This is a genomic window from Muriicola sp. E247 (genome assembly GCF_041358175.1).
GTDB lineage: Bacteria > Bacteroidota > Bacteroidia > Flavobacteriales > Flavobacteriaceae > Muriicola.
This window is the reverse complement of the sequence record NZ_JBGKBE010000001.1, coordinates 71,356-92,524: the sequence shown is the minus strand read 5'-3', so window position 1 is coordinate 92,524 and position 21,169 is coordinate 71,356. Positions and strand designations below refer to the sequence as shown.

The following is a 21,169-nucleotide window of genomic DNA, read 5'->3' as shown; positions in this document are numbered from 1 at the left end:
TATACAGGCAAATCAACGGTTTTTCAAATGCCTGAGAAAGTAATTTTTACATTCAAATTTTATATATATGACTGATATTATTAAAAAAGAATCACTCCTGAAAAGTGTGGTTTTTTTACGTATCCTGATTGGATGGCACTTTCTTTATGAAGGGGTAATAAAGCTATTCAATCCAGACTGGACCGCCTTTGGTTATCTGGCTACCGCACAGGGGCCGTTTAAATCTTTATTCATTGCACTTACGAATGAAGCGACCATGGGGTGGGTAGATACCCTTAACACCCTGGTTCTCATTTTTGTTGGTGTCACACTCATTCTCGGGATTTTTGAAAAATGGGGAGCCATTGCCGGAATTGGGTTATTGGCCTTATATTATTTTGCACATCCTCCTTTCCCCTGGCTTGAACAGCAAAATGTGGAGGGGAGCTACTGGTTTGTCAACAAGAATCTGATTGAGATAGCAGCCCTGTGGATCCTGGTTCAGTTGCCAACAGGTCACTACTTTGGCTTGCAATATCTCTTTAAAAAAGAACCAAAAACTATTAAATCTCCTCAATCATGAAATGGACACGACGTGATATATTAAAAGGTCTGGGAGGACTACCTATACTAGGAACCGTATGGTGGGCAGGAACTGCTAATGCCTTGATAAAGAGCAAAGACCGTTCTGAAATTCTAGAGCAGTTAAAAATTGAACCATCCTTACCTACGGCTTTACCCGAAATAGGTGGGGAACCAATACGAATTGGAATAATCGGCTTTGGTATAAGAGGAGAACAGCTCTGCAGGGCCCTGGGCTTTGCTACCAAGGAGTGGATTGAACAGATGAAGGAGGAAGAAAGACTCAGTGGCAATACACAACTACAGGAATTCCTCGATCAGGAAAAATTAAACCTTAAAATCACGGGGGTCTGTGACATCTTTGATATACGAGCAGAAAATGTTATTGCTTCATTTTCCACCCCTGATAATAAGGTAAAAAGATATGGTACGCATCAGGAAATGATCAGGAGTGGAGAAGTAGATGCGGTTATCATTGCCACCCCGGATCACTGGCATGCCCCTATGACCATAGACGCCCTTGAAAACGGGATCCACGTTTATGTTGAAAAGCCCATGACCCATACCATTGAGGAAACGTACAGGCTTAGGGAGGCGGCAAGGAATTCGAATGCACATCTGATGGTAGGTCATCAGCACAGACAGACCTTAAGTTTTAAAACTGCCAGTGATATTATCGATAAAAAAGTTCTGGGGCATGTTTCTGTGGTACAAACTTTTACCAATAGAAATGATGACAACGGAGCGTGGAATTACGACATCCATGAAAAGGCCAGTGAACAAACCATAGATTGGGATCTGTTCCTGGGCAGCGCCCCAAAAATACCCTTTAATAAAAACCATTTTTTCCGCTGGCGTAAATGGTGGGCCTATGGTTCTGGTTTATCCGGTGATTTGCTTACTCATGACTATGACCGCCTCAATTGTGTCCTGAATATGGGGATACCCAAATACATTACTGCTTCTGGGGGCATTTATACTCACAACGATGGGAGGAATGTGCCCGATGTACTCCAGGTGAATATGGATTTCCCTGATTTCAGCACAGGTAGCAGTCAGGTAAAAGGAAAGGAAAAAGGAATGACCTTTACTTATAATGCAACGCTCGGGAACGGCTACAATCGACCTACCATACTAATGGGGCACGACGCATCGATGGAGCTCGGTAATAATCTCACTATCTGGCCGGATGGAGGATCAACCAAATATGCCGAAATGCTCGAAGAGGGCAAAATGAAACCCAATGTTCCTATTTACCACTACAATCCGGGAGCTAATGTACCGGATGCCGTCTCATCGGCTACATCCCAGTATTTTGCAGATAAAGGCCTCATGTGGACCTATATAGACGGAGTACGTGTAAATTCAACCTATTTACATTTGAGGGAATGGCTTAGTGCAATTAAAAATGGTGGAACGTTGAGTTGTGGAATAAAAGAAGGTTTTGATGAGGCTATAACTGCCCATATGACCGGGCTGGCCTATAAATTGGGAAGAAGAATAGAATGGGATCATCAGGAAGAAAAAATAATTCCGATTGAAGGAGTTGATTTTGATGAGATACTTCTGGCAAGTACTTAAGAAGCATAATGCAAAATTGAATTTGAGTAAAAAGCCTGCCGAAAAGCAGGCTTTTTTATTGAAAATACTGATTTTCAGTTGGGTAAGATGTAAAACTGATAAATGTCATAGTAAAAGTTTTGTATTGCCATTAATTTAATAGTATTAAAATCAGTGTCATGCAAGTCAAAAAAAACCCAAAAGCCGATTTAAATAGAAATAGTAGCCTTTATTTTGTTATTGGCTTAACTATCGTTTTGTTCCTAACATGGAGAGCTCTGGAGTACAAGACTTACCCAAAGGATGAAGTAGTTCTTGATCTGGTCCAGGCCGTCGATGATCTAAAAGAGGATGTACCCGTTACGGAAATGATTAAAACACCTCCACCTCCTCCGCCTCCGGCTGCGCCCGAAGTAATTGAAGTAGTTGAGGATACTGAGGAAGTTGAAGAAACCATCATTGAAAGTACAGAAACAAGTCAGGATGCGGTGGTGGACGAAGTCATTGAAGTTGATGATGTGGAAGTAGGAGAAGAAGAGGAAGAGATCACAGTGCCATTCGCTATCATTGAGAATGTTCCCATTTTCCCGGGATGTGAATCTGCCAAGAACAATGAAGAGCGAAAATTATGCTTCCAGGAAAAGGTGCAGCAACATATAATCAAAGAATTCACTTATCCTCCTGCAGCACTGGAACTTGGGATTCAAGGTCGGGTATTCGTACAATTTGTAATTGATTCTAAGGGTAAAATTGGGAGTATCAGAATGAGAGGCCCTGATAAAAACCTGGAAAAAGAAGCACATCGCATCGTGGCATCATTACCACGAATGACGCCAGGAAACCAAAGAGGTAAAGCGGTTTCTGTGCCTTACAGCATCCCCATTAATTTCACTATCCAATAAGATTCAACAACAAAAAGGATTCGTCTCTGTAATATAGGTTTAGGTGGGGCTAGATCTGGAGATGGATCTTTTTTAATGGTAATCCTTTAATTTTTTAGGCCCTTCCAGGACAACTCTTACGATTTGAAGTGTGCCATCTTCCTTGGTTGCTATATGCCATTTGATCAGGACGATTTCTCCTCCTGTTATTTCAATTCCGGTGATGCTCCTGGGGTGAACGCAACTACCATCGTTAAAAAAAGGAATATCTCCCGGCCTTGCAAAGCGGGGTCTGTGTGTATGGCCAACAATAGTAAGCAGGGAGTTGTTCTGAAGGATCCACTTTTTAATGCGGCGTTCTACTTTGATAAGTTCTTTGTAGTTCTTTGCCGGACTAGTAGGATCAGCGATTCCCCATACTTGCAGAGGCTTCCACAGTACGCGAACCAGAAAGCGGCCCCAGCGCCAAAAAGTGTAGTTCCACCAATCAGCCTGATGCCCGTGCGTCAGAAAGATCTCCTGTCCGCTCTTCCGGTGTTTAAGAATTAATGCTTCATGGAAGGTCAGATCAGGAAAAAGGGGTTTATCGATCTCATCAACGGGATCAAAATACGTGCTTAGCTGCTTTTTTACGTATTTCTCATCCTTGTAGACCATATCGTGATTACCCCATATCATATGAAGGCGGTTTCCCATATAAAATTTTCGCAATAGCAGATAGACATTTTTATGTGCATCGAACAGGTCTTCAAAATCCACATTTTCCCATAATTCATCCCCGTCACCCAGTTCCAAGTATTGGAAACCATCCTGATAGTACTGACTCAACGCGTGGAAATAGATATTTCTATTGTTGGCAAAATCATCGGCAAAGCTGTTGTCTCCGCGGTGACAATCACTGAAGAAAATAAACTTTGATGAATCATCAAACAGCACGGTATGTGCATTTTTGTAGGCTCGACTAAGTCTTTTAGAAGATGACATAGGTATAATTTCTATAAATATCCTAAAAAGTGCTGAACAACGTATAAATTTTAAATCCCCCAGCGAATCGATTAGTTTTGTAATTTTATAAGATAACAGGAGACTAAGCCGCTATGACTTCTAACATTACAACCGAATGGCCATTACAGCATTTTATCAGTTTTGATAAATTGCTGAAGCGTTATGAAAAAATGGCGGAAGGGGAAGATGCTTTTCTGGCAGAAAAAGCCAGGAGAATTCTGAAGGCACAGGCTCCTTACCCGATACTCAGAGAAGGTTTTACTGATGTCACACTTTTGGAAGAGCACGAGGTAGTGATCTCTATCATCCTTGAAGATGCGTTTTCGGAAGTTTTAAGTGAAAATGAGATCAAAGTGGCTTCCCTGCCATACCGAGATGTTATATTCAACGCTTCCACCAGATTTAAAAAGATATTAAAAGACGCAGGAGATAATTTCATTCCCGCTTTGACAAAGGAGGATGCGAGTATGGATTACATCATGAATTGTGTTGTAATCTTAAAATTTCATTACGGGTATAAACTGGATTTTCACAGGCCATACTTCTATAAAATACCCAATGCCGAAGGCGTAATGCATTATTACAGGGTACTTTACAATGCTGATTTTATTGATCTCTATCCAACAGAACTTGCCAAGGACCTCAAACAGGAGGATTTAGATGAACTACTGGAACATCCAAATGATCTGAAATTGTGGAAGGAAAAGATTCCGCCCAATAGTTTTATTTCCAAAGGTTTCGTTATTGCGAATATGTTCGACGCAACTGCTGAACAGGCAATATCTGAGATAAAATCAGAATTGATTTCTGCAAATAAAAGGGGAAGTGATAATTTTATGTCTGACCTCCAGGAAACCTTTAAATCCTTTTTCAAATTGAAGGATTTGAAAGTAGGATTCTCGTCCTACAATCGTGAAGACGATCAGTTTGAAAGAGTATTCGGGAAAGACATGCATAGTTACCTTCTTAATGAAAGTGATTTTGAGATATGTAATGAAGCGCTTTGCAAACATTCATATGAAAAATTATTAAATCAAAATACATATTTTATTGTCTCTGACGTACAGAAGTATTTTGATAGATCAAAAGGGATGCAACCCTATAAGAATTTACAGCAACAGGGGATCAAAAGTGTCATATTTGCACCTATCGCCAGGAACCAAGAACTATTAGGGGTACTCGAGATTGTCTCTGAGGTGAAAAATCAGTTTAATGGGGTAAATGCACGCAAGCTGGATGACGTAATGCCCTATATCGTTTCGGCTGTCGTCAGATCTAAAAACGAACAGGAGAACCTGATCGATGCGGTCATTCAGAAAGAGTGTACTACCATTCATTCTGCCGTTTACTGGAAGTTCAGGAAAGAAGCGAAACGCTTTATCAATGAAGAGTTAAAAGGTAACGATCCGACATTTAAAGAAATCGTGTTCAAAGATGTATATCCCCTTTATGGACAAACCGATATTTCAGCATCTTCTAATGCACGTAATACCAGTATACAGCGCGATTTGATGATCCAGTTGTCTGAAATAAGTAATATCCTTGAGACGGCATTCAAGGAAAGTGGCCTTCCCATATATGAAGAACTTATTTTCAGAGTAAACAGGCATATGGAAGAAGTAAAGGAGGTGCTTCAAACCAACACCGAACAGTCTATCTATAATTTTGTAAAGACTGAAATTGATCCTGTACTAAAGTACCTCAAGGAAAATCAAAAGGATCTCAGAGAAATTATAACCTCCTATGAATCCGGGATAGACGAATCCACAGATACTTATTACGATCACAGAAAAAATTATGACACTACCATTATGGAGACTAACAGACAGTTAGTGGCCATTCTTGATGAGGCTCAAAAAAGTGCTCAGGAAATGTTTCCTCATTATTTTGAACGATACAAAACCGATGGAGTAGAGCATAATTTGTACATAGGAAATGAAATTGCCGAAGATAGAAAATTTGATTTCCTTTATCTCAACAATCTGCGCTTGTGGCAGTTGCAGGTGATGTGTGAAATGGAGAATACCTATTACAACCTTAAGCCTCATCTGCCTGTTCAACTCGATGTTACCTCGCTAATCCTTGTCTACCACACTTCCCTCTCTATCCGTTTTAGAATGGATGAAAAGCATTTTGACGTGGACGGAACCTACAATGCCAGGTATGAGGTCATCAAAAAGCGAATTGACAAATCCTATATTAAAGGCACCGACCAGCGCCTTACCGAAAAGGGGAAGCTCGTCATTGTCTACTCTCAGAAGTCGGATGAACTCGAATACCTCAGGTATATATCGTTTTTAAAATCGAAAGGGTACTTCACCAATAATATTGAAATAGTAGAACTGGAAGGCCTTCAGGGGGTAACCGGACTAAAAGCTATCAGAGCGGAGATCCTTTATAATAAACAGGAAGAAGCACAGAAAACCTATACTTATCAGGACCTGATGGAAGCTTTAAAAGAATAAAGCAGAGGTCGCTTCCGGGAGCTTCAATACCCTTTCTGGCCCATAAAATTTCAGGGCGACAAAAAACGCGATTACAGACAGTATCATTCCAATCATAAAGATGGTATATGTCCATCTTAAGAGACTGTATTTTCGATCCAAAACCACGCCTAAATAGTACAAATCCTTTGTAAGGGATGTATAAACGTATTTCTTATCCTTGATGAGCTCCTGAATCGCCCATTCGTAATCAGGAAGTTTCATCTTATGGAAATTGCCGAAAAACAGAAGATTTACATCCTTGTTCTCCACATCTTCTTTGGTAAATTCTCCCCTTGTGACGTTTGGTCTGGTCGCCAATATGGACAAGACCATAGAAGCAATAGCAAATATGAGGAATATACCCGTGGGATAGATCAGGTAATCATTCGAGGGATTGTCTAGTTTGGGAATCAGATTTGAAAGCACCAGAGATATGATAATAGCATTTACCGACAATAATATATTAGCCTTAGTATCAGCAATATCACTAAGCTTGAGGTGATTTCTCATGGTCACCCTAAACATGGTCTGAATCCCTCTTTCCGGACTTTCATTTTTAAACTGAGCCTTTAATTTTTCTTTTTTAGCCAGTTTTTTACGTGCTTTTTTCTCCTTTACCAGTCGCTTTATGTTCTTGTCTTTGCCAGCCTGCCAGTTTTCTTTGGCATAAGTAGTATAAAAGCGATGATTGGTTCTGAACATTTTGATATTCTCCTGTCTCCATTCCTCCGTGGAATACTCTGCTATTCCTAATAAACGCAGCTCTTCCCTTAACAATTCGGAAGTTGCCAAATAACTTTTCTGCCTGAAATGCGAAGTATCAGCATCTCTAATGATTTCTTCAGGGAGTGAGGCAGGTTCGTGCCCTTGTTTGGTAGCCATGATATACTGACATACACTTTCTATTGATGAATTATTGTATTCCAGTTTTTCTAAAAACACTTCTGCAATTTTACAGCTGTTTTCCTCATGATCATCAGTGCCTTTTGTATAACCGGTATCGTGAAACCAGGCAGCCAGTATAATGTGCTCTTTCTCTTCCTTTTTTAAGTCCGTTGCTTCGAGTAGTTCCATCACCGCCTCCACAACACGCTGAGTATGCCTCAGGTTGTGATACAAATATTTAGAATCTAAGTTATTGGTCAAGAGGTCTGTAACATAAACCTCGCTTTTTTCTACAATCTCAGACATATGTTTTATATTAACGTATCCAAAGTACAAAATTTTAACCTCTAATCTTATGCGTATTTGTAACCAATTGGTATTGTGTTTTCTCCTGTTGTTTATTTCCAGTTGCGCGACGTATCGAACCAAGTATGATGCTCCTCCGGATCTGACTGATAGCACAAGTACCAAGGAAATTTCTCATACGTTTTATCTCATCGGGGATGCCGGTCTTTCTCCTATGGGCGATCTCAACCCTGTTTTAAAAAAATTCAGGGATCGATTGAGTAGAGCACCTAAAAAGAGTACGGCCATTTTTCTGGGAGATAATATTTATCCGGCAGGATTGCCCGATAAAAAAGATTCTACAGAAGCCTATTTAGTAGCAAAGAATCATTTGGATGCACAATTGGCCACCCTGAAAGAGTACAAAGGACAACCCATTTTTATCCCAGGGAATCACGACTGGTACAACGAAGGGTTAATCGGGCTGAAAAGACAGGAGAATTACATCGAAAAGAAAATCGATAAGAAAGACGTTTTTCTACCAGAAGGAGGCTGTCCAATAGACGAAGAGGAAATTTCAGATGACCTATTGTTGGTTACTATCGATACTGAATGGTACCTGGCCAATTGGGACCGGCATCCGACCATTAATGACGGATGTGATATAAAAAGCAGGGAAGCTTTCTTTGAGGAACTCGAGAGTATCATTAAGAAAAACCGCACCCGAACAACCCTGATCGCAACCCATCATCCCATGTTCACCTACGGTTCTCACAATGGCCTGTATGCATTTAAGAAACATATTTTTCCTATTAACGAGTCATTGCCATTACCGGGCATTGGAACAATCATCAATCTTTTAAGGCGAACTACCGGAGCCTCAATTGAAGATTTGCAAAACAGCAGGTATACAGAGCTCAGGAAACGACTTGTCACCATGGCACAGTTTTCAGACCGGGTAATTCTCACTTCAGGACACGAACACACTTTGCAGTATATACTGGAAGATAATACACCACAGATTGTGAGCGGATCGGGAGCCAAAAAGGGCTATACCAGGCTGCAAAACGGGAGTAAGTTTTCTACCGGGCACCGGGGTTATGCCATTCTGGATATATATAAAGATGGATCTTCCAATGTTCGGTTTTATGGGGTAGATGATGATACGCAAGAAAGCTTGCTTTATGTTACAGATGTATTACCTCCTTTCAGGAATATAAATGAAGAGAAATATCCGGAATCATTTCCCAATACTATCAAAGCTTCCGTATACACTCAGGAAGAGGTTAAAAAGAGCGGATTCTATAAAGCGGTTTGGGGAGATCGATACCGCAGATATTACGGGACCAAAGTGGAAGTCCCGACAGTAAATCTGGACACCCTATTTGGCGGGCTTAAACCAGTTAGAAAAGGAGGGGGTCATCAGTCGAAATCACTGAGATTGCGCCATAAAAGCGGAAAGGAATACGTGATGCGTGCCCTCCGCAAAAGTGCAGAATTGTACCTGCAATCAATGGCCTTTAAGGAGGAGTATATTGTAGGTGAATTCGAAGACACATATATAGAATCTATCCTAAGTGATTTTTATACCGGAGCACACCCCTACGCTCCCTTTACAATTGGGAAACTCTCCGATGCTCTCGGCTTGTTACATACGAATCCGGTATTGTATTACGTACCCAGGCAACCTGCTCTGGAAGAGTTCAATATATCCTTTGGGGATGAGCTTTATATGATAGAGGAGCACGCAGGGGACGGCCATGGAAATCTGGAGAGTTTTGGATTTGCCAATGAGCTGAAGAGTACGGATAGTATGATGGAGGATCTCAGGGAAGATGAAAAATACTCTGTAGATACTGATCTGTATGTCAGGGCGCGACTTTTTGATATGGTACTGGGCGACTGGGACAGGCATACAGACCAATGGCGTTGGGCTGAATTTAAAGACAAAGAAAGCGACAAAATAGTTTATAAGCCTTTTCCCAGAGATCGGGATCAGGCCTTTTCAGATATGGGTGACGGGGCATTGATGAGTGTCGCAACAAGAATTATTCCCGGCATACGGATTATGGAAGGATTCCATGAGGAAATACGAAGTGTGGAGGGTTTTAATTCCTCACCCAGAACTTTTATTCTGGATCTTGCTTTATTATCTGAGACAACTGAAGAAGAATGGCTTGAACAAGCCGAGTTTATCAAACGTAATCTTACCTCATCGGTTATAGACGAAGCATTCATGTCATTTCCTGAGGAAGTGAGAGATGAAACTGTAGAAGAGATTAAAAGAATACTGTTATCAAGAGCTTCGCATATCGCGGAAACGGCCAAAAAATACTACGCCATCGTTAACAAATACACGGTTATTACCGGAACTGACAAGGATGATTGGTTCGTCATTAACTATCCCGCCCCTGGGGAACTAGAGGTAAAAGGCTACAGAATTATTGATGGGGAGAAAGAGAAAATGTTTTTTGACAAAACATTTTATGACCAAAGCACCCGCGAAGTATGGATCTATGGCCTGGATGACGATGACAGATTTGACGTTCGGGGTGGGCCTAAAAGTAAGATTAGATTAAGGTTGATTGGCGGCCAGAACAATGATATCTATGATGTCAGACAAGGCCATAATGTTTTTATTTACGATTACAGAACCAAAAAGAACACCTATAACAGCACGGAGGGAGCAAAGGTTCGAAAGACCGATGATTATAATGTAAACACCTACCTTCCTCTTAGAATTAAAGGGAATGCCAATCAACTCCTTCCTACCCTGGGATATAATCCCGACGATGGGTTTAAAATTGGATTTAGCGACCTCTATGTTTTTAATGGTTTCAGGCAGAATCCTTTTACACAGCAACACAGAGTGAATGCTTCTTTTTATTTTGCCACAAGTGGATTTGATTTAGGTTATACGGGAGAATTTGCGAATATCACTGACAAATGGAACTTTCAGATACAGGGCAGATTTACTTCTCCTAATTACAGTATAAACTTTTTTGGTTTTGGAAACGAGAGCTTAAATCCTGATGACGACCTTGGGTTGGATTATAACAGAGTGCGATTACGCAGCCTGATCCTCACTCCCTCCCTCGTTTGGAGGGGACATTTAGGGGCAAAGTTCAGAACGGGAGTTTCCTACGAGGCAATCTCGGTAGAAGAGACTGAAGACAGGTTTATCAACACTTTTTATCAGCTCAATGGGGAAGAAACTTCCAACAGGTTTTTGGGCGTTATGGCCGAGTATGCGTATAAAAACGTTGATAATTCGGCTTTCCCAACTTTAGGCATGTCCTTTCACCTGGAGATGGGATTTAAAAGAAGTGTAGTGAATTCGGATCAGCGATTTGGTTATTTTGTCCCTGAATTTTCCATAGACCACAAACTGGTTCCCAGTGGATGGCTTGTTCTGGCTTCTAAGTGGAAGGCACATTTCAATATGGGAGATGGTTATGAATTTTATCAGGGCGCCTCTATAGGAGGCATCGATGGTTTAAGGGGATTCAGAAATCAAAGATTTACCGGGAAAACAGCCTATTACCAGAATACCGATCTTCGGATAAGACTCACTAATCTTAAGACCGGAATACTGCCCAGTACTTTTGGCTTCTACGGCGGATTTGATTACGGAAGAATCTGGTTGCCGGGCGATCAGTCTGATCAATGGCATACCTCATATGGGGGAGGTGTATTCCTCAATGCCTCCAATTTTATAACCGCCAGAACTGCACTCTTCCAAAGTTCAGACGGGCCAAGGCTTACCTTTGGCCTGGGATTTGGCTTTTAATACCCCTTACTTTCTACTCTTTGAAGATGGGGTAGGGTGAAGGAATAAAGGTTTCTCCCTGTGACGTGGTTTTCTTCATCCGAAAGATATACAGTGTTATTATCCTTAAAACAAATTGCTTCCAATTGTGTCCGTACTCCAAGATCGATAAATTCAACCTTTCCTTTGGAGAAATCGGGCAAGTCAAAATTGCGTATTATCCAGAGTGAACCGTAGCCTAATAGCACAATTGTTTTACCATCTGGAGAAATAGCGGCAGATGTTATCTGACAAATAGTATAATCCTTGCAGGTTGAAAACGAGCCCACGAGTCTTGCCGAATAATCTCCTTTAATTGCAGGTACCGTATAAATAAGTGCTTCCCCTGAAAATGGATTACTTCTGTCCTTGGTAATGATGTACAAAAGGCTGTCCAGATAGAAAAATGCTTCTGTATCGTATTTTCTCTCAGCAGGTTTTGGGGGAAATTTCTTTTGTTCCGGATAAGCAAAGCGTATTTCTTCTGCTTCTATCTTATCCCCTTTTTCTACCAGGGGACTGGGAATCTTATAGATCACAAAATCCTTTCTTTCGTTCTCATTGTTGCCAAAATCACCGATATATAAATTCCCTGCCTTGTCTTTTGTGAGGTCTTCCCAATCCTCATTTTTTGCATTCTTAACCTCAAATTCCCGAAGTTGGTCTCCTGCAGTATTTACTTCATAAATATGGTCTTTATTCCCATTGTCTTCTATCACCCAAACCTTCCCTGGTTCAAGGCTTGTAATTCCTGAATTTTCCTCCAGTTCACTGGGGAGAGAACAGAGGTACGTCAATTGCCCGTGTTGTGCACAACCAGTGCCGATGACGCAAAGAAAAAGAATTGTTACAACCCTCATGATTCCTCTTTTATGGGCAGGAATACTTCGGCTTTCCAGTTAATCTCGTCAACTCCGATATTAGGATTGTTGTAGAAAACTTCAATAGGTAAGCCACCGACTTCAATATTATTTTTTTCAGCGTAATCCAGTAATTCGTACCAGGCCCTGTCTGAAGTTATATAGTTGCCATTGTAAATTGCTTTCAGTGCTTTCACAGGTTTTCGAAAACCGTATTTCAGATCGGGGTGTTGAGGCAAGCTGTCATTCATTATTATCGGATAACAGAAGTTAAATTCTAAACTGTCCTTCTCCATGTCCCAGGCCAGGACCTCTATAAAAGGCTTGCCATTTAATTCAACCCCATTATTGACAAGAAATGGATCCAGTAAAGGGAAGTCGCGCATCATCCCACCTGCCTTGCCAAATTGAGAGGTCTTGTTGTTGACATAAGCGTAATGTGTAGAATCGAGCTGTGCTTCACCAACTACTCTCACTTTGATATTCTTAAGGTGATTGGCGAGCAGATCGGCAAAACTTTTAAGATTGTTCCTTGTGCGCTTTTCAAATTCGGTATCCGTAAAGGGAACTTTTAACTTGTTGTTAAAACTAAAGGCACTGTCTTTGGCAAATACCTTGATTTTTGAAACAGAATCATTAACAGAACTAATTTCCCATGCGTATATATGGGTAGAGTCCTTATATCTAAGTGTCTGGGTGAGATTTTCAAGTTCTTTGCCTGCTTCAATTTCGGAATTGTCCAGGCTGGTGTCCCATAATTTTATAATCTGATTTATGGTCCCTTTATTTGCTTTGGCCTCAAGGGTCACGAGATAATCATACGGATAAACAAAAAGATACCATACTACTCCTCCCAGGATCAGGAAAGAGAATATTAATAGAATTTTCTTCATGTGATTATTGAGTTTGTGCCAAACGGGATTCGTTTTCCATATTCAGTTTCTTGACAATGAAAGACCCCAGATCCCTTCCTTGCTTTACACCAACTTCAACAGCTGCCCTGTAATGTATTCCTCCGTACATCCGACTTATGGCAGCTTCATCAGCGGCTTCCCTGAAGGAAGAGAACGACCTAACCGGAAGTCCATAGGCCAGTTCAGTATCGTCATCAAAGGCAAAGTCCTCGCCAAAAATATCGGTTAACACTACAGAAGCTGCTCCCGACACCACACTATGTCCACTGGTATATTCTGGAAATGGTGGGGTCTGCAAAACTGGTTTCCAGCTATCGTCTATATGCTCATTAATAAGTGTTTCGGGCCGGATAAGATTACTCCTGTATTTTTCGTCCCAACAGCTGATAAACGCATCTGCTATTGCCATGGAAGTCTTGGTATAAGCGTGGACGGTTTGGTTAAAGTCCGATTGCGCCTTTCTACTGGCAATTTTCGTGATTCCTATCCAGTGTGCCCCTGGCGTAATCTTTTTAGTTGCAAACATGAGGTGCCCCCTGGTTACAGATACATACGGATTACAATCCCAGAATTTGGCGATTTGCACTCCCTCTGACTCATCTCCTTCCTCTTCCATTTTCTTGCTGATGTCATAGACCTCCTTTACTTCCTTGTAAAAATCTGATCCTTCTTCCATTGTAAAAGGAGGCGGAGGTAGAGGTTTAAACTGATCGGCCGATTCAATGACAAAGGGTCTTATTTTGCTCCAGTGAGGTTCTATGCCTGCCATATATGCCGGTGGGGTTGGCTGCCAACGGGAAGGTTCATCCGTATTGACCGTGAATTTAGGCATTGTCCTGGTCTGTTTGTAATTGTCTTTGTCCATCCAGGTGGCAATATGTTCAGCGACCTGAAGGCCGTATTCCCTGGAAGCTTCAAATTCTCTCTCATTATTAGAAGACCAAAGAGTATAAAGACTATCTCTGAAGACTTCCATTTTGTCTTCGCTAAAGATCAGTCTCCGGCTAAGATCCATATGGGCTATCATTGCAGCTAGTGCCTTATTGATGGGCTTGTTTGTGTCGGCCTTGGGAATAGGATTGAATTCATGAACCTGTCCCTCCAGGGATAGAAAACGCTCATCATCCTGAGCAATAATCTCATATGCTGCAATATTGGGATATGCAAATATTCTGCTCGCTACCGGAGGGGAAAAAATATCGTGGATCATAATTTCTATGACCTTATCCACTGAACTATGCATCAATTCAGGAGACACCTCAATAGGCGTATCCTCCTTTTGACAGCCAAGGCTCAGCAAAACCAGTAGAAGGATTAGTTTCTTCATGGTGTTTCTTTTTTATTTATTAATTGGTACAGTTGAACGGCATCGTCGTTGAATGTTGCCAGTAAATAAGGTTGGTTACCTACGGTCAGAATATTGAGATGTCTGATGGATCTGTTCATGAAATCCAGTCCCAAAACATCCCCCAAAATTACATTATTTTTCCCTTTTATCATAGCCCCAGAAAAGGTGCCCAGTCTTCCATGATAGGGTTTTACCCCGAAGTAATTACCTGCAGCCAGCACCTCGTCTACCCCGTCATTGTCGAAATCATAAGTAAGAAAAACCATAATAGGGGCAAGTTGTAATTCCTGTGGGAACGGGACAAAAGAAAAGCGTCCTTCATTATTTTCAAGGTAACCTGATCTCAATTCGTTTACCTCAAAAACCTTAGCTTTTTTAAGCTGATCCCCATCCAGGATCTCTTCTATAGGTTTACCCGCAAAGTCTCTATAAGCTGTAAATTTTTTCCTAAGACTTACCAATTGATCGGCAAGGCCTTTTAAGCCTTCTATAGGATAATATTCTCCATCATTTTGGAGTGTGACGATAGTCTCCGTACTACCATTCTTATCAAAATCTGAATAGTACATTTTCATGGGGTCTTTTTCCGTCGCCCTGAACTTCGTGTTTAAACCCCAATTTCCCAGTAGGTAATCTGTATCTCCATCCTGGTCAATGTCAAAGGCTGTGATACTTTCCCAAAGTCCGGAAGGATTTTCTTCCAAAACATCATCCTTTTCTAATATTCCCTCTATATTCCTGAAGAACGCAGGGGTTATCCATTCTCCAACCACAATAAGGTCTGTGTATCCATCTTGGTTGTAGTCCTCCCAGATCGCATCTGTGACCATGCCAATGGAGGCCAGATCCATATTCTCTACTTTTTCAAAAATCCCATTTCTGTTTTCTAGCAAATAAGATTCCGGGATCTTTCCAAAATCGTTAGTGATCATTTGATTTCCAACAAAAAGGTCCAGGTCCCCATCTTGGTCAAAGTCGTATGGAGCTAATACGGATGTGTTATCAAATGACCCGGGAATGCCCTGTTTTATGAAAGTTGAATCCCTTTGAAGATAATACCTGTCTAAAAGAGGCGCCATTTCATTGTAGAAATCGGCACCGCCTGTTCCAATAAACAGATCATTCTGTCCATCCCCGTTGAAATCTTCTAGGACTGCAGCCACATCCTCTGTAATGGAATCCTGTCTTAACTCTGGAATTTCTTTCTCTTTAAATCCATCTTCAGTTTGCAGATATACCGAAGAGGGGTAAAATTTAGATCCCCCGAAGAAAACATCATCAGTACCGTCTCCGTTGATATCACCAACAGCAAGGGAAGGTCCTCGGTCTGAGAATTTATAGGGGATCAGTTTTTGACGGTTAAAGTCGATATAGGGATCTTCCCTGTGGATAAAAGTGAGTCCCATGCTACCATCCACTTTCTTAAAGAGCGGTTTTTCTTCTGCTTTTAACCACGGATTTTTAAAAGGAACATTAGCATCCGGACTTACGGTCAAGGTTTGATTAACCGGAATATCTTTTAGTAGTTGAGTGGTATGATCCGGCCAGAGAATACGCAGAGAATCCACCCGGGTTTCATTTCCATATCCGAAATGCAGTATGGGTTCTGAGGAAGCCTGAAATCCTCTTACCGTATACATTTCCCTGTATTGGAGTACACCCTTGTGGTAGGAAAGCACTTTGGCGCCGATTCCAAAGCTGTTCTTATCTGTGAAATTCAATCTTAACTTAAGATAGTTGGCATCCGAATCGGTTTTGTTGATATAGAGGGTAGCCGGACTATTAATATTACTGGTTACCAGGTCGAGATCCCCATCATTGTCAAGGTCGCCCATTGCCGTTGCCCCTGAAAAAAGGGTGTCTCTGGCTATCCATTCTTCAGATCGGTCTATAAATCGTAAGTTGTCCGTTCCCTGGAATATATAGTTGTGTACTGCACCGGAAGGCATTAATTCCAGGGCTTCCTGATCCATCAGCTTAGTATTGTTGATCTTTTTTTTGATCTGCTCGCTGGACACAAAGTTGATGAAATCGAGATCATTGGGGCGTTTAGGAATGCCATTGGCGATAAAAATATCCTGCTCAGAGTCAGCATTGAAATCAGCGAAAAGAGCACTCCAACTCCAGTCTGTTGCCGCAATACCACTCAGGAGAGCTGTTTCCTGAAAGCCATGTCCGGGCCGGTTAACATGCAGCATATTTCTTGTAAACTGATAGTGATAACCGTATTGCCTGACCCTCATATTCTGGATCTGTATATCGTCATCACCTTCAGAGGACTTAAGAACAGTTTCGTCTTCAGGAAGCATATCCAGGGAGAGGATATCGGGCCATCCATCGTGATTGATATCAGCTACGTCATTCCCCATTGAAAATCTCGTGGTATGCCCGAAGTACTTCTTGAGGTTTTCGGTAAAAGTCCCATCCCCATTGTTGAGGTAATAGTAATCATCTTCATGAAAATCGTTTCCCACATAGATGTCGGGATAACCATCCTGATTGAAATCACTGATTGTGACTCCAAGCCCATAGCCATTGATACCCCCAAATATTCCAGCTTCCTCGCTGACTTCAACAAAAGTATTTCCGTCATTCCGCAGTAATTTATCTCCGGTTTGAAAATCCCTTTTATACCTCAGATCGGCTTTGCCGAAGGATTCCTGGGTGTGTACTGCATGGTTCAGCAGATAAATATCCAGATCCCCGTCCAGGTCGTAATCCAGAAATGCCGCATTAGAACTGAAGGTGTCAAAATCGAGACCGTACTCTGCTGCACTTTCAGTGAAAGTAAGGTCGCCATTATTGATATAAAGTTCATTATAACCGTTAAAACCATTTATACCCACAACAGCGCAGACGTAGATATCCAGTAAGCCGTCCCCGTTTACATCCCCCATAACAGCCCCTGTATTCCAGCTGCTGTTTCCGCCTATCCCGGCATTGTCTGAAATATCCTCAAAAGTAAGATTACCCTTGTTGAGGTATAATTTGTTCTTTACCTGATTGCCGGAAAAAAAGATGTCAGGCAGGTCATCTCCATTAACGTCCCCGATAGCAACACCACCCCCATTATAGAAATACAGATAGTCAAGAATATTTAAGTCGTCTGTCTCAGTGAGGCTATTGTTAAAAGAAATACCTGTTTCTCCTTCCTGAGGATTTTTAAAAAGATCACCCCCGTTTCGGTTACACCCGAAAATGATTACTACCAGACTGTAAAGAACTGCTTTTTTAGTCATTGAGGCTGTAAATCTTGGGTTTAGTGTCATTCAACGCCGCAATTACAAAGGCACGGCCATTGCGATCTTTAAATTGTTTGATATGTTTGATTTCATCCCTGATAAAGAATCCACTTTTGTTGTATTCTTCCCACTTGAAATCCAGCTCCTTGTTCCCCAGGAGAACGTTGCCGTAATTAGCATCGAGACGAGAAAACTGTGGTTTAAATTCAAAATTATTCCCTCCCATGATAAGGTCGAGGTAACCGTCATTATTTACATCTGCACATGAGATGCCACAAACGCATGACAACTGTACCCTGGAGGGTAAGGTTTTAATTCTGAACTTGCCATTTCCTTCGTTGATGGCAATTACAGATTCTGAGGTACCGGATTTTTTCATAATCGAATTCTCAAAAACAGATTTTGGCCATAATTCACCTATAGTTTTACGGGCGTATTCTGATGCCTTAAGGTTCTGTTTTTTAAGAGATACGATCTGGTTGGTAAGCTCTTTTTTCTGATGTAGTGGATAGTCCTTCCCATTTTCGCTTAAGGTGACGATCTGTTCTATGGTACCATTCCCGTCAAAATCATTGATCCACATCTTCATCGGGCTTTCCGGTGTAGGTTTATAATGCAGATTGGCCCCCTGATTTCCAAGGACAAGATCCTGATCCCCATCATTATCCAGATCAGCGGCTTCCACCACATTCCAAAGACCGTCGAGACTATCGAGGGAAGAGGACATTTTGGCCAGTCGCCTCCCTGAATTCCGGAAAATTCTCGGCGTGCCCCATTCTGAAACGGTTACGAGATCTTTACGGGAATCGCCATCCATATCAGCCCATATCGCATTAGTGACCATACCCGCATCTTTGAGGTCATAGGCCAGACGTTCTGTGGCATCTTTGAACTCTGCATTACCCTGATTTTCAAGAAATAGATGATCAGGGTCAACTCCATAGGTACCTACTACACTTCGTGAGCCGATAAAAACATCCATATCTCCATCATCGTCGAAATCAAAAGGAGCAATAGTGGAGATGTTTTTAAAGGTGGAAGGTAATTGTTGTTCCGACTTACTGAATTTTCCTTTCCCGTCGTTCAGGTACAATCTTGCCCGATATGTCCGTTCATTTCCAACCTGATTTCCTCCGGCACCTACCATAAGATCCATATCCCCGTCTCCGTCTGCATCGAAAATAGCCGCAGCTGTATCCTCATAAGTACGGTCTTCGATAAAAACGCTTTGCCGCATGGGTCGGATATCTCCATTACCCAAATGCTCATAAAGTACCCCTTCCTGTCCGGCCGCTCCTCCGAGAAAGACATCTTCATTGCCATCGCCATTTATATCTCCAATGGCCAGGGCTGGTCCTTCCTGAGAAAGCAGTTTGTAAATCAGACCCTCATAGTCAAAATCATTGTAGTTATTTTCTTCGTGAGCCAGCAAGTTTGAATTTTCCACCTCTTTTAGCAGGGGTTTGATGGCGTCCGGCTTGGCGGGTGAATATACTTCCCGAGCCTCGGAATAACTGAGATTTACAGTCTGGTCTGCCTTGAGGTTTTCCATTTTCTGGGTTTTGTCATCGGGCCAAATCACTCTAAGCGAGTCAACCGAGGTGGACTTCCCAAGACCAATAGTCATTTCGTAGTCCATTGAGGATTGAAACCCTCTAGAAGGGATCAGTTCCTGGTATACAACATTGTTTTCATAGTAGAGATTTACGGCCGTACCGACAGCAAATTTATTTTTCTCAGGACCTTCAAACCTGAGTTTTAGATAGTGATTCTCTGTTAAGCTGTCCGTTTGGTTTTCGTAAATAAAGGAAACCATATTAACATTGTTAATAACCAGATCGAGGTCACCATCGTTGTCGAGGTCTCCGTAAGCAGCTCCATTAGACATAGTTGGTAATTCGAAGCCCCATTCCTTATTGGCATTGGCAAAAGTGAGATCTCTATTGTTCCTGTATGCGTAATTGGGCTGTGGCCTGATGGGCATCTTATTGATGATAGAATCGATAGACTCTTTTTTACCAGTCAGAGCCATTTTCTGAATGATCTCATTGGCAAAGAAATCGACAAAATCGAGATCCGTAAGGTCGTGGTTGATACCATTTGTGATAAAGATATCCCTGAAGCCATCGTTATCCATGTCGAATATGAGTCCGGCCCAACTCCAGTCCGTGGCGTCTACCCCGCTGAAATAGGCAATCTCGGAAAAAGAACCATTGCCATTATTGAGTTGCAGTGTGTTCTGAATGTATTGCTGGTAAAAGTCTTTGTCCTGTTTGAGCCTGAAGACGTCATAGCCGTCAAATTCCATTACTGATTTAACCCGCTCATCTGCTTCAGGAAGCATATCGGTAATAAAGATTTCGGCATGGCCGTCATTGTTGATATCGGCCATATCAATTCCCATTGCTGAGAGGGACAGATGGGAGGTCCAGTCTTTGATCTCCTCGGAAAATGTTCCGTCCTGATTATTAATATAGAGATAATCCCGTTCATAAAAATCGTTTGAGACATAGATATCGGGATAGAGGTCCTTGTTGATATCTGTGATCATCACCCCGAGTCCAAAACCAATCAGACTACCATAAATACCGGCAGATTCACTCACATCCACAAACTTCCCATTGTCGTTGCGGAGGAGCATATCACCAACTCCTTTAAATATATCGGGAACACCTTCCCAGTCCTGAGCCCTCACTTCCCGTTGTCCGGCGTATCCAAGGCTGCTTACAGGGATATTACTGTTATTGAGGATATAAGCATCCAGATCCCCGTCCTTATCGTAATCAAAAAAGGAGGCGTGGGTTGAGAATCCTGTTTTTGCCAGATTGTATTCGGCTGCCTTTTCCGTAAAGGTGAGATCTCCGTTGTTGATATAGAGGTCATTATCGTGATTATTGCCCTCCATATTTCCGGCATTACTGACATAAATGTCGAGCAATCCATCCTGATTGATATCCACCATAACCACTCCGGTAGACCAGGGTTTACTACCCTGTACGCCTGCTTTAAGTGTGATATCTTCAAATTTCAGGTCACCTTTGTTGAGATATAGCTTGTTCTCCACCATATTTCCGGTTAGGTAAATATCCGGAAGGCCATCGTTATTGACATCTCCAATTGCTACCCCTCCTCCGTTGTAGAAATTACGGTATTTGAAGATGTTGAAATTCTTTTGATTTTCTACTTTGTTTACAAAATCAACGCCGCTTTCTTCAGGAGAAAGTAAGTTGAAAAGTGTTGGCTTAGTTTCGGTTTCAGCCGTTTGATCTTTTTTTTCGGAGGTACAACTCATCAATAGAATTGTACAGCAAAGAAAAAATGGCAGAATTGATCT

At 41.7% G+C, this 21,169-nt stretch carries 12 protein-coding genes; 5 read left to right on the top strand and 7 right to left on the bottom strand.

The genetic code is table 11. From position 1 onward, the window contains the following. The first annotated feature begins 67 nt into the window (after positions 1–67). The 3 genes from ACA086_RS00370 to ACA086_RS00360 all read left to right on the top strand — a co-directional run bounded on the left by ACA086_RS00370 (position 68) and on the right by ACA086_RS00360 (position 3,023). On the top strand, positions 68–562 hold the full coding sequence (locus ACA086_RS00370; protein ID WP_371001220.1) for a DoxX family protein: 495 nt from the start codon (positions 68–70) through the stop codon (positions 560–562). Then, positions 559–2,142 (top strand): Gfo/Idh/MocA family protein, encoded by a 1,584-nt coding sequence (locus ACA086_RS00365; protein WP_371001219.1) that lies wholly within the window; start codon positions 559–561, stop codon positions 2,140–2,142. Before ACA086_RS00370 ends, ACA086_RS00365 begins: the two co-directional genes overlap by 4 nt. Positions 2,143–2,300: 158 nt before the next feature. After that, entirely contained in the window at positions 2,301–3,023 is a 723-nt protein-coding gene (locus ACA086_RS00360; protein WP_371001218.1) for an energy transducer TonB, read from the top strand. A gap of 72 nt (positions 3,024–3,095) precedes the next feature. Here ACA086_RS00360 and ACA086_RS00355 read toward each other — a convergent pair whose 3' ends face one another. Further along, positions 3,096–3,986: a metallophosphoesterase gene (locus tag ACA086_RS00355; RefSeq protein WP_371001217.1), complete on the bottom strand. Its 891-nt coding sequence runs from the start codon at positions 3,984–3,986 to the stop codon at positions 3,096–3,098. Positions 3,987–4,099: 113 nt separating this feature from the next. On the opposite strand from ACA086_RS00355, the gene ACA086_RS00350 reads away from it, so the two are divergent. Next, the gene (locus tag ACA086_RS00350; RefSeq protein ID WP_371001216.1) at positions 4,100–6,472 is read left to right on the top strand and encodes a GAF domain-containing protein; all 2,373 of its coding nucleotides are present in this window, start codon (positions 4,100–4,102) and stop codon (positions 6,470–6,472) included. On the opposite strand, the gene ACA086_RS00345 is transcribed toward ACA086_RS00350, so the two are convergent. After that, positions 6,461–7,684: a Pycsar system effector family protein gene (locus ACA086_RS00345; protein ID WP_371001215.1), complete on the bottom strand. Its 1,224-nt coding sequence runs from the start codon at positions 7,682–7,684 to the stop codon at positions 6,461–6,463. The genes ACA086_RS00350 and ACA086_RS00345 overlap by 12 nt on opposite strands. A 49-nt stretch (positions 7,685–7,733) precedes the next feature. On the opposite strand from ACA086_RS00345, the gene ACA086_RS00340 reads away from it, so the two are divergent. Further along, the gene (locus tag ACA086_RS00340; protein WP_371001214.1) at positions 7,734–11,453 is read left to right on the top strand and encodes a metallophosphoesterase; all 3,720 of its coding nucleotides are present in this window, start codon (positions 7,734–7,736) and stop codon (positions 11,451–11,453) included. Here the strand turns inward: ACA086_RS00340 and ACA086_RS00335 are convergent. Genes ACA086_RS00335 through ACA086_RS00315 form a run of 5 tightly spaced genes read right to left on the bottom strand, consistent with a single transcriptional unit; the run spans position 11,450 to position 21,127 of the window. Beyond that, a complete protein-coding gene (locus ACA086_RS00335; RefSeq protein ID WP_371001213.1) occupies positions 11,450–12,331 on the bottom strand; it encodes a hypothetical protein in 882 nt (293 codons plus the stop codon). The genes ACA086_RS00340 and ACA086_RS00335 overlap by 4 nt on opposite strands. After that, positions 12,328–13,224 carry an AraC family transcriptional regulator gene (locus ACA086_RS00330; RefSeq protein ID WP_371001212.1) on the bottom strand — a complete coding sequence of 299 codons (897 nt, stop codon included), beginning with the start codon at positions 13,222–13,224 and terminating at the stop codon, positions 12,328–12,330. The genes ACA086_RS00335 and ACA086_RS00330 overlap by 4 nt, the downstream gene beginning before the upstream one ends. 4 nt (positions 13,225–13,228) lie before the next feature. Then, the gene (locus ACA086_RS00325; RefSeq protein ID WP_371001211.1) at positions 13,229–14,572 is read right to left on the bottom strand and encodes a vanadium-dependent haloperoxidase; all 1,344 of its coding nucleotides are present in this window, start codon (positions 14,570–14,572) and stop codon (positions 13,229–13,231) included. After that, positions 14,569–17,832 (bottom strand): VCBS repeat-containing protein, encoded by a 3,264-nt coding sequence (locus ACA086_RS00320; protein WP_371001210.1) that lies wholly within the window; start codon positions 17,830–17,832, stop codon positions 14,569–14,571. The genes ACA086_RS00325 and ACA086_RS00320 overlap by 4 nt, the downstream gene beginning before the upstream one ends. Further along, positions 17,825–21,127 (bottom strand): VCBS repeat-containing protein, encoded by a 3,303-nt coding sequence (locus ACA086_RS00315; RefSeq protein WP_371001209.1) that lies wholly within the window; start codon positions 21,125–21,127, stop codon positions 17,825–17,827. The genes ACA086_RS00320 and ACA086_RS00315 overlap by 8 nt, the downstream gene beginning before the upstream one ends. Between the last annotated feature and the right edge of the window lie 42 nt (positions 21,128–21,169).

Excerpts from the sequence above, each read along its gene's own strand:
- ACA086_RS00360 (WP_371001218.1), top strand. The coding sequence starts at position 2,301 with ATGCAAGTCAAAAAAAACCCAAAAGCCGATTTAAATAGAAATAGTAGC.
- ACA086_RS00370 (WP_371001220.1), top strand. The coding sequence starts at position 68 with ATGACTGATATTATTAAAAAAGAATCACTCCTGAAAAGTGTGGTTTTT.
- ACA086_RS00325 (WP_371001211.1), bottom strand. The coding sequence starts at position 14,572 with ATGAAGAAACTAATCCTTCTACTGGTTTTGCTGAGCCTTGGCTGTCAA.
- ACA086_RS00345 (WP_371001215.1), bottom strand. The coding sequence starts at position 7,684 with ATGTCTGAGATTGTAGAAAAAAGCGAGGTTTATGTTACAGACCTCTTG.
- ACA086_RS00330 (WP_371001212.1), bottom strand. The coding sequence starts at position 13,224 with ATGAAGAAAATTCTATTAATATTCTCTTTCCTGATCCTGGGAGGAGTA.
- ACA086_RS00335 (WP_371001213.1), bottom strand. The coding sequence starts at position 12,331 with ATGAGGGTTGTAACAATTCTTTTTCTTTGCGTCATCGGCACTGGTTGT.
- ACA086_RS00320 (WP_371001210.1), bottom strand. The coding sequence starts at position 17,832 with ATGACTAAAAAAGCAGTTCTTTACAGTCTGGTAGTAATCATTTTCGGG.
- ACA086_RS00355 (WP_371001217.1), bottom strand. The coding sequence starts at position 3,986 with ATGTCATCTTCTAAAAGACTTAGTCGAGCCTACAAAAATGCACATACC.
- ACA086_RS00350 (WP_371001216.1), top strand. The coding sequence starts at position 4,100 with ATGACTTCTAACATTACAACCGAATGGCCATTACAGCATTTTATCAGT.
- ACA086_RS00365 (WP_371001219.1), top strand. The coding sequence starts at position 559 with ATGAAATGGACACGACGTGATATATTAAAAGGTCTGGGAGGACTACCT.
- ACA086_RS00315 (WP_371001209.1), bottom strand. The coding sequence starts at position 21,127 with ATGAGTTGTACCTCCGAAAAAAAAGATCAAACGGCTGAAACCGAAACT.
- ACA086_RS00340 (WP_371001214.1), top strand. The coding sequence starts at position 7,734 with ATGCGTATTTGTAACCAATTGGTATTGTGTTTTCTCCTGTTGTTTATT.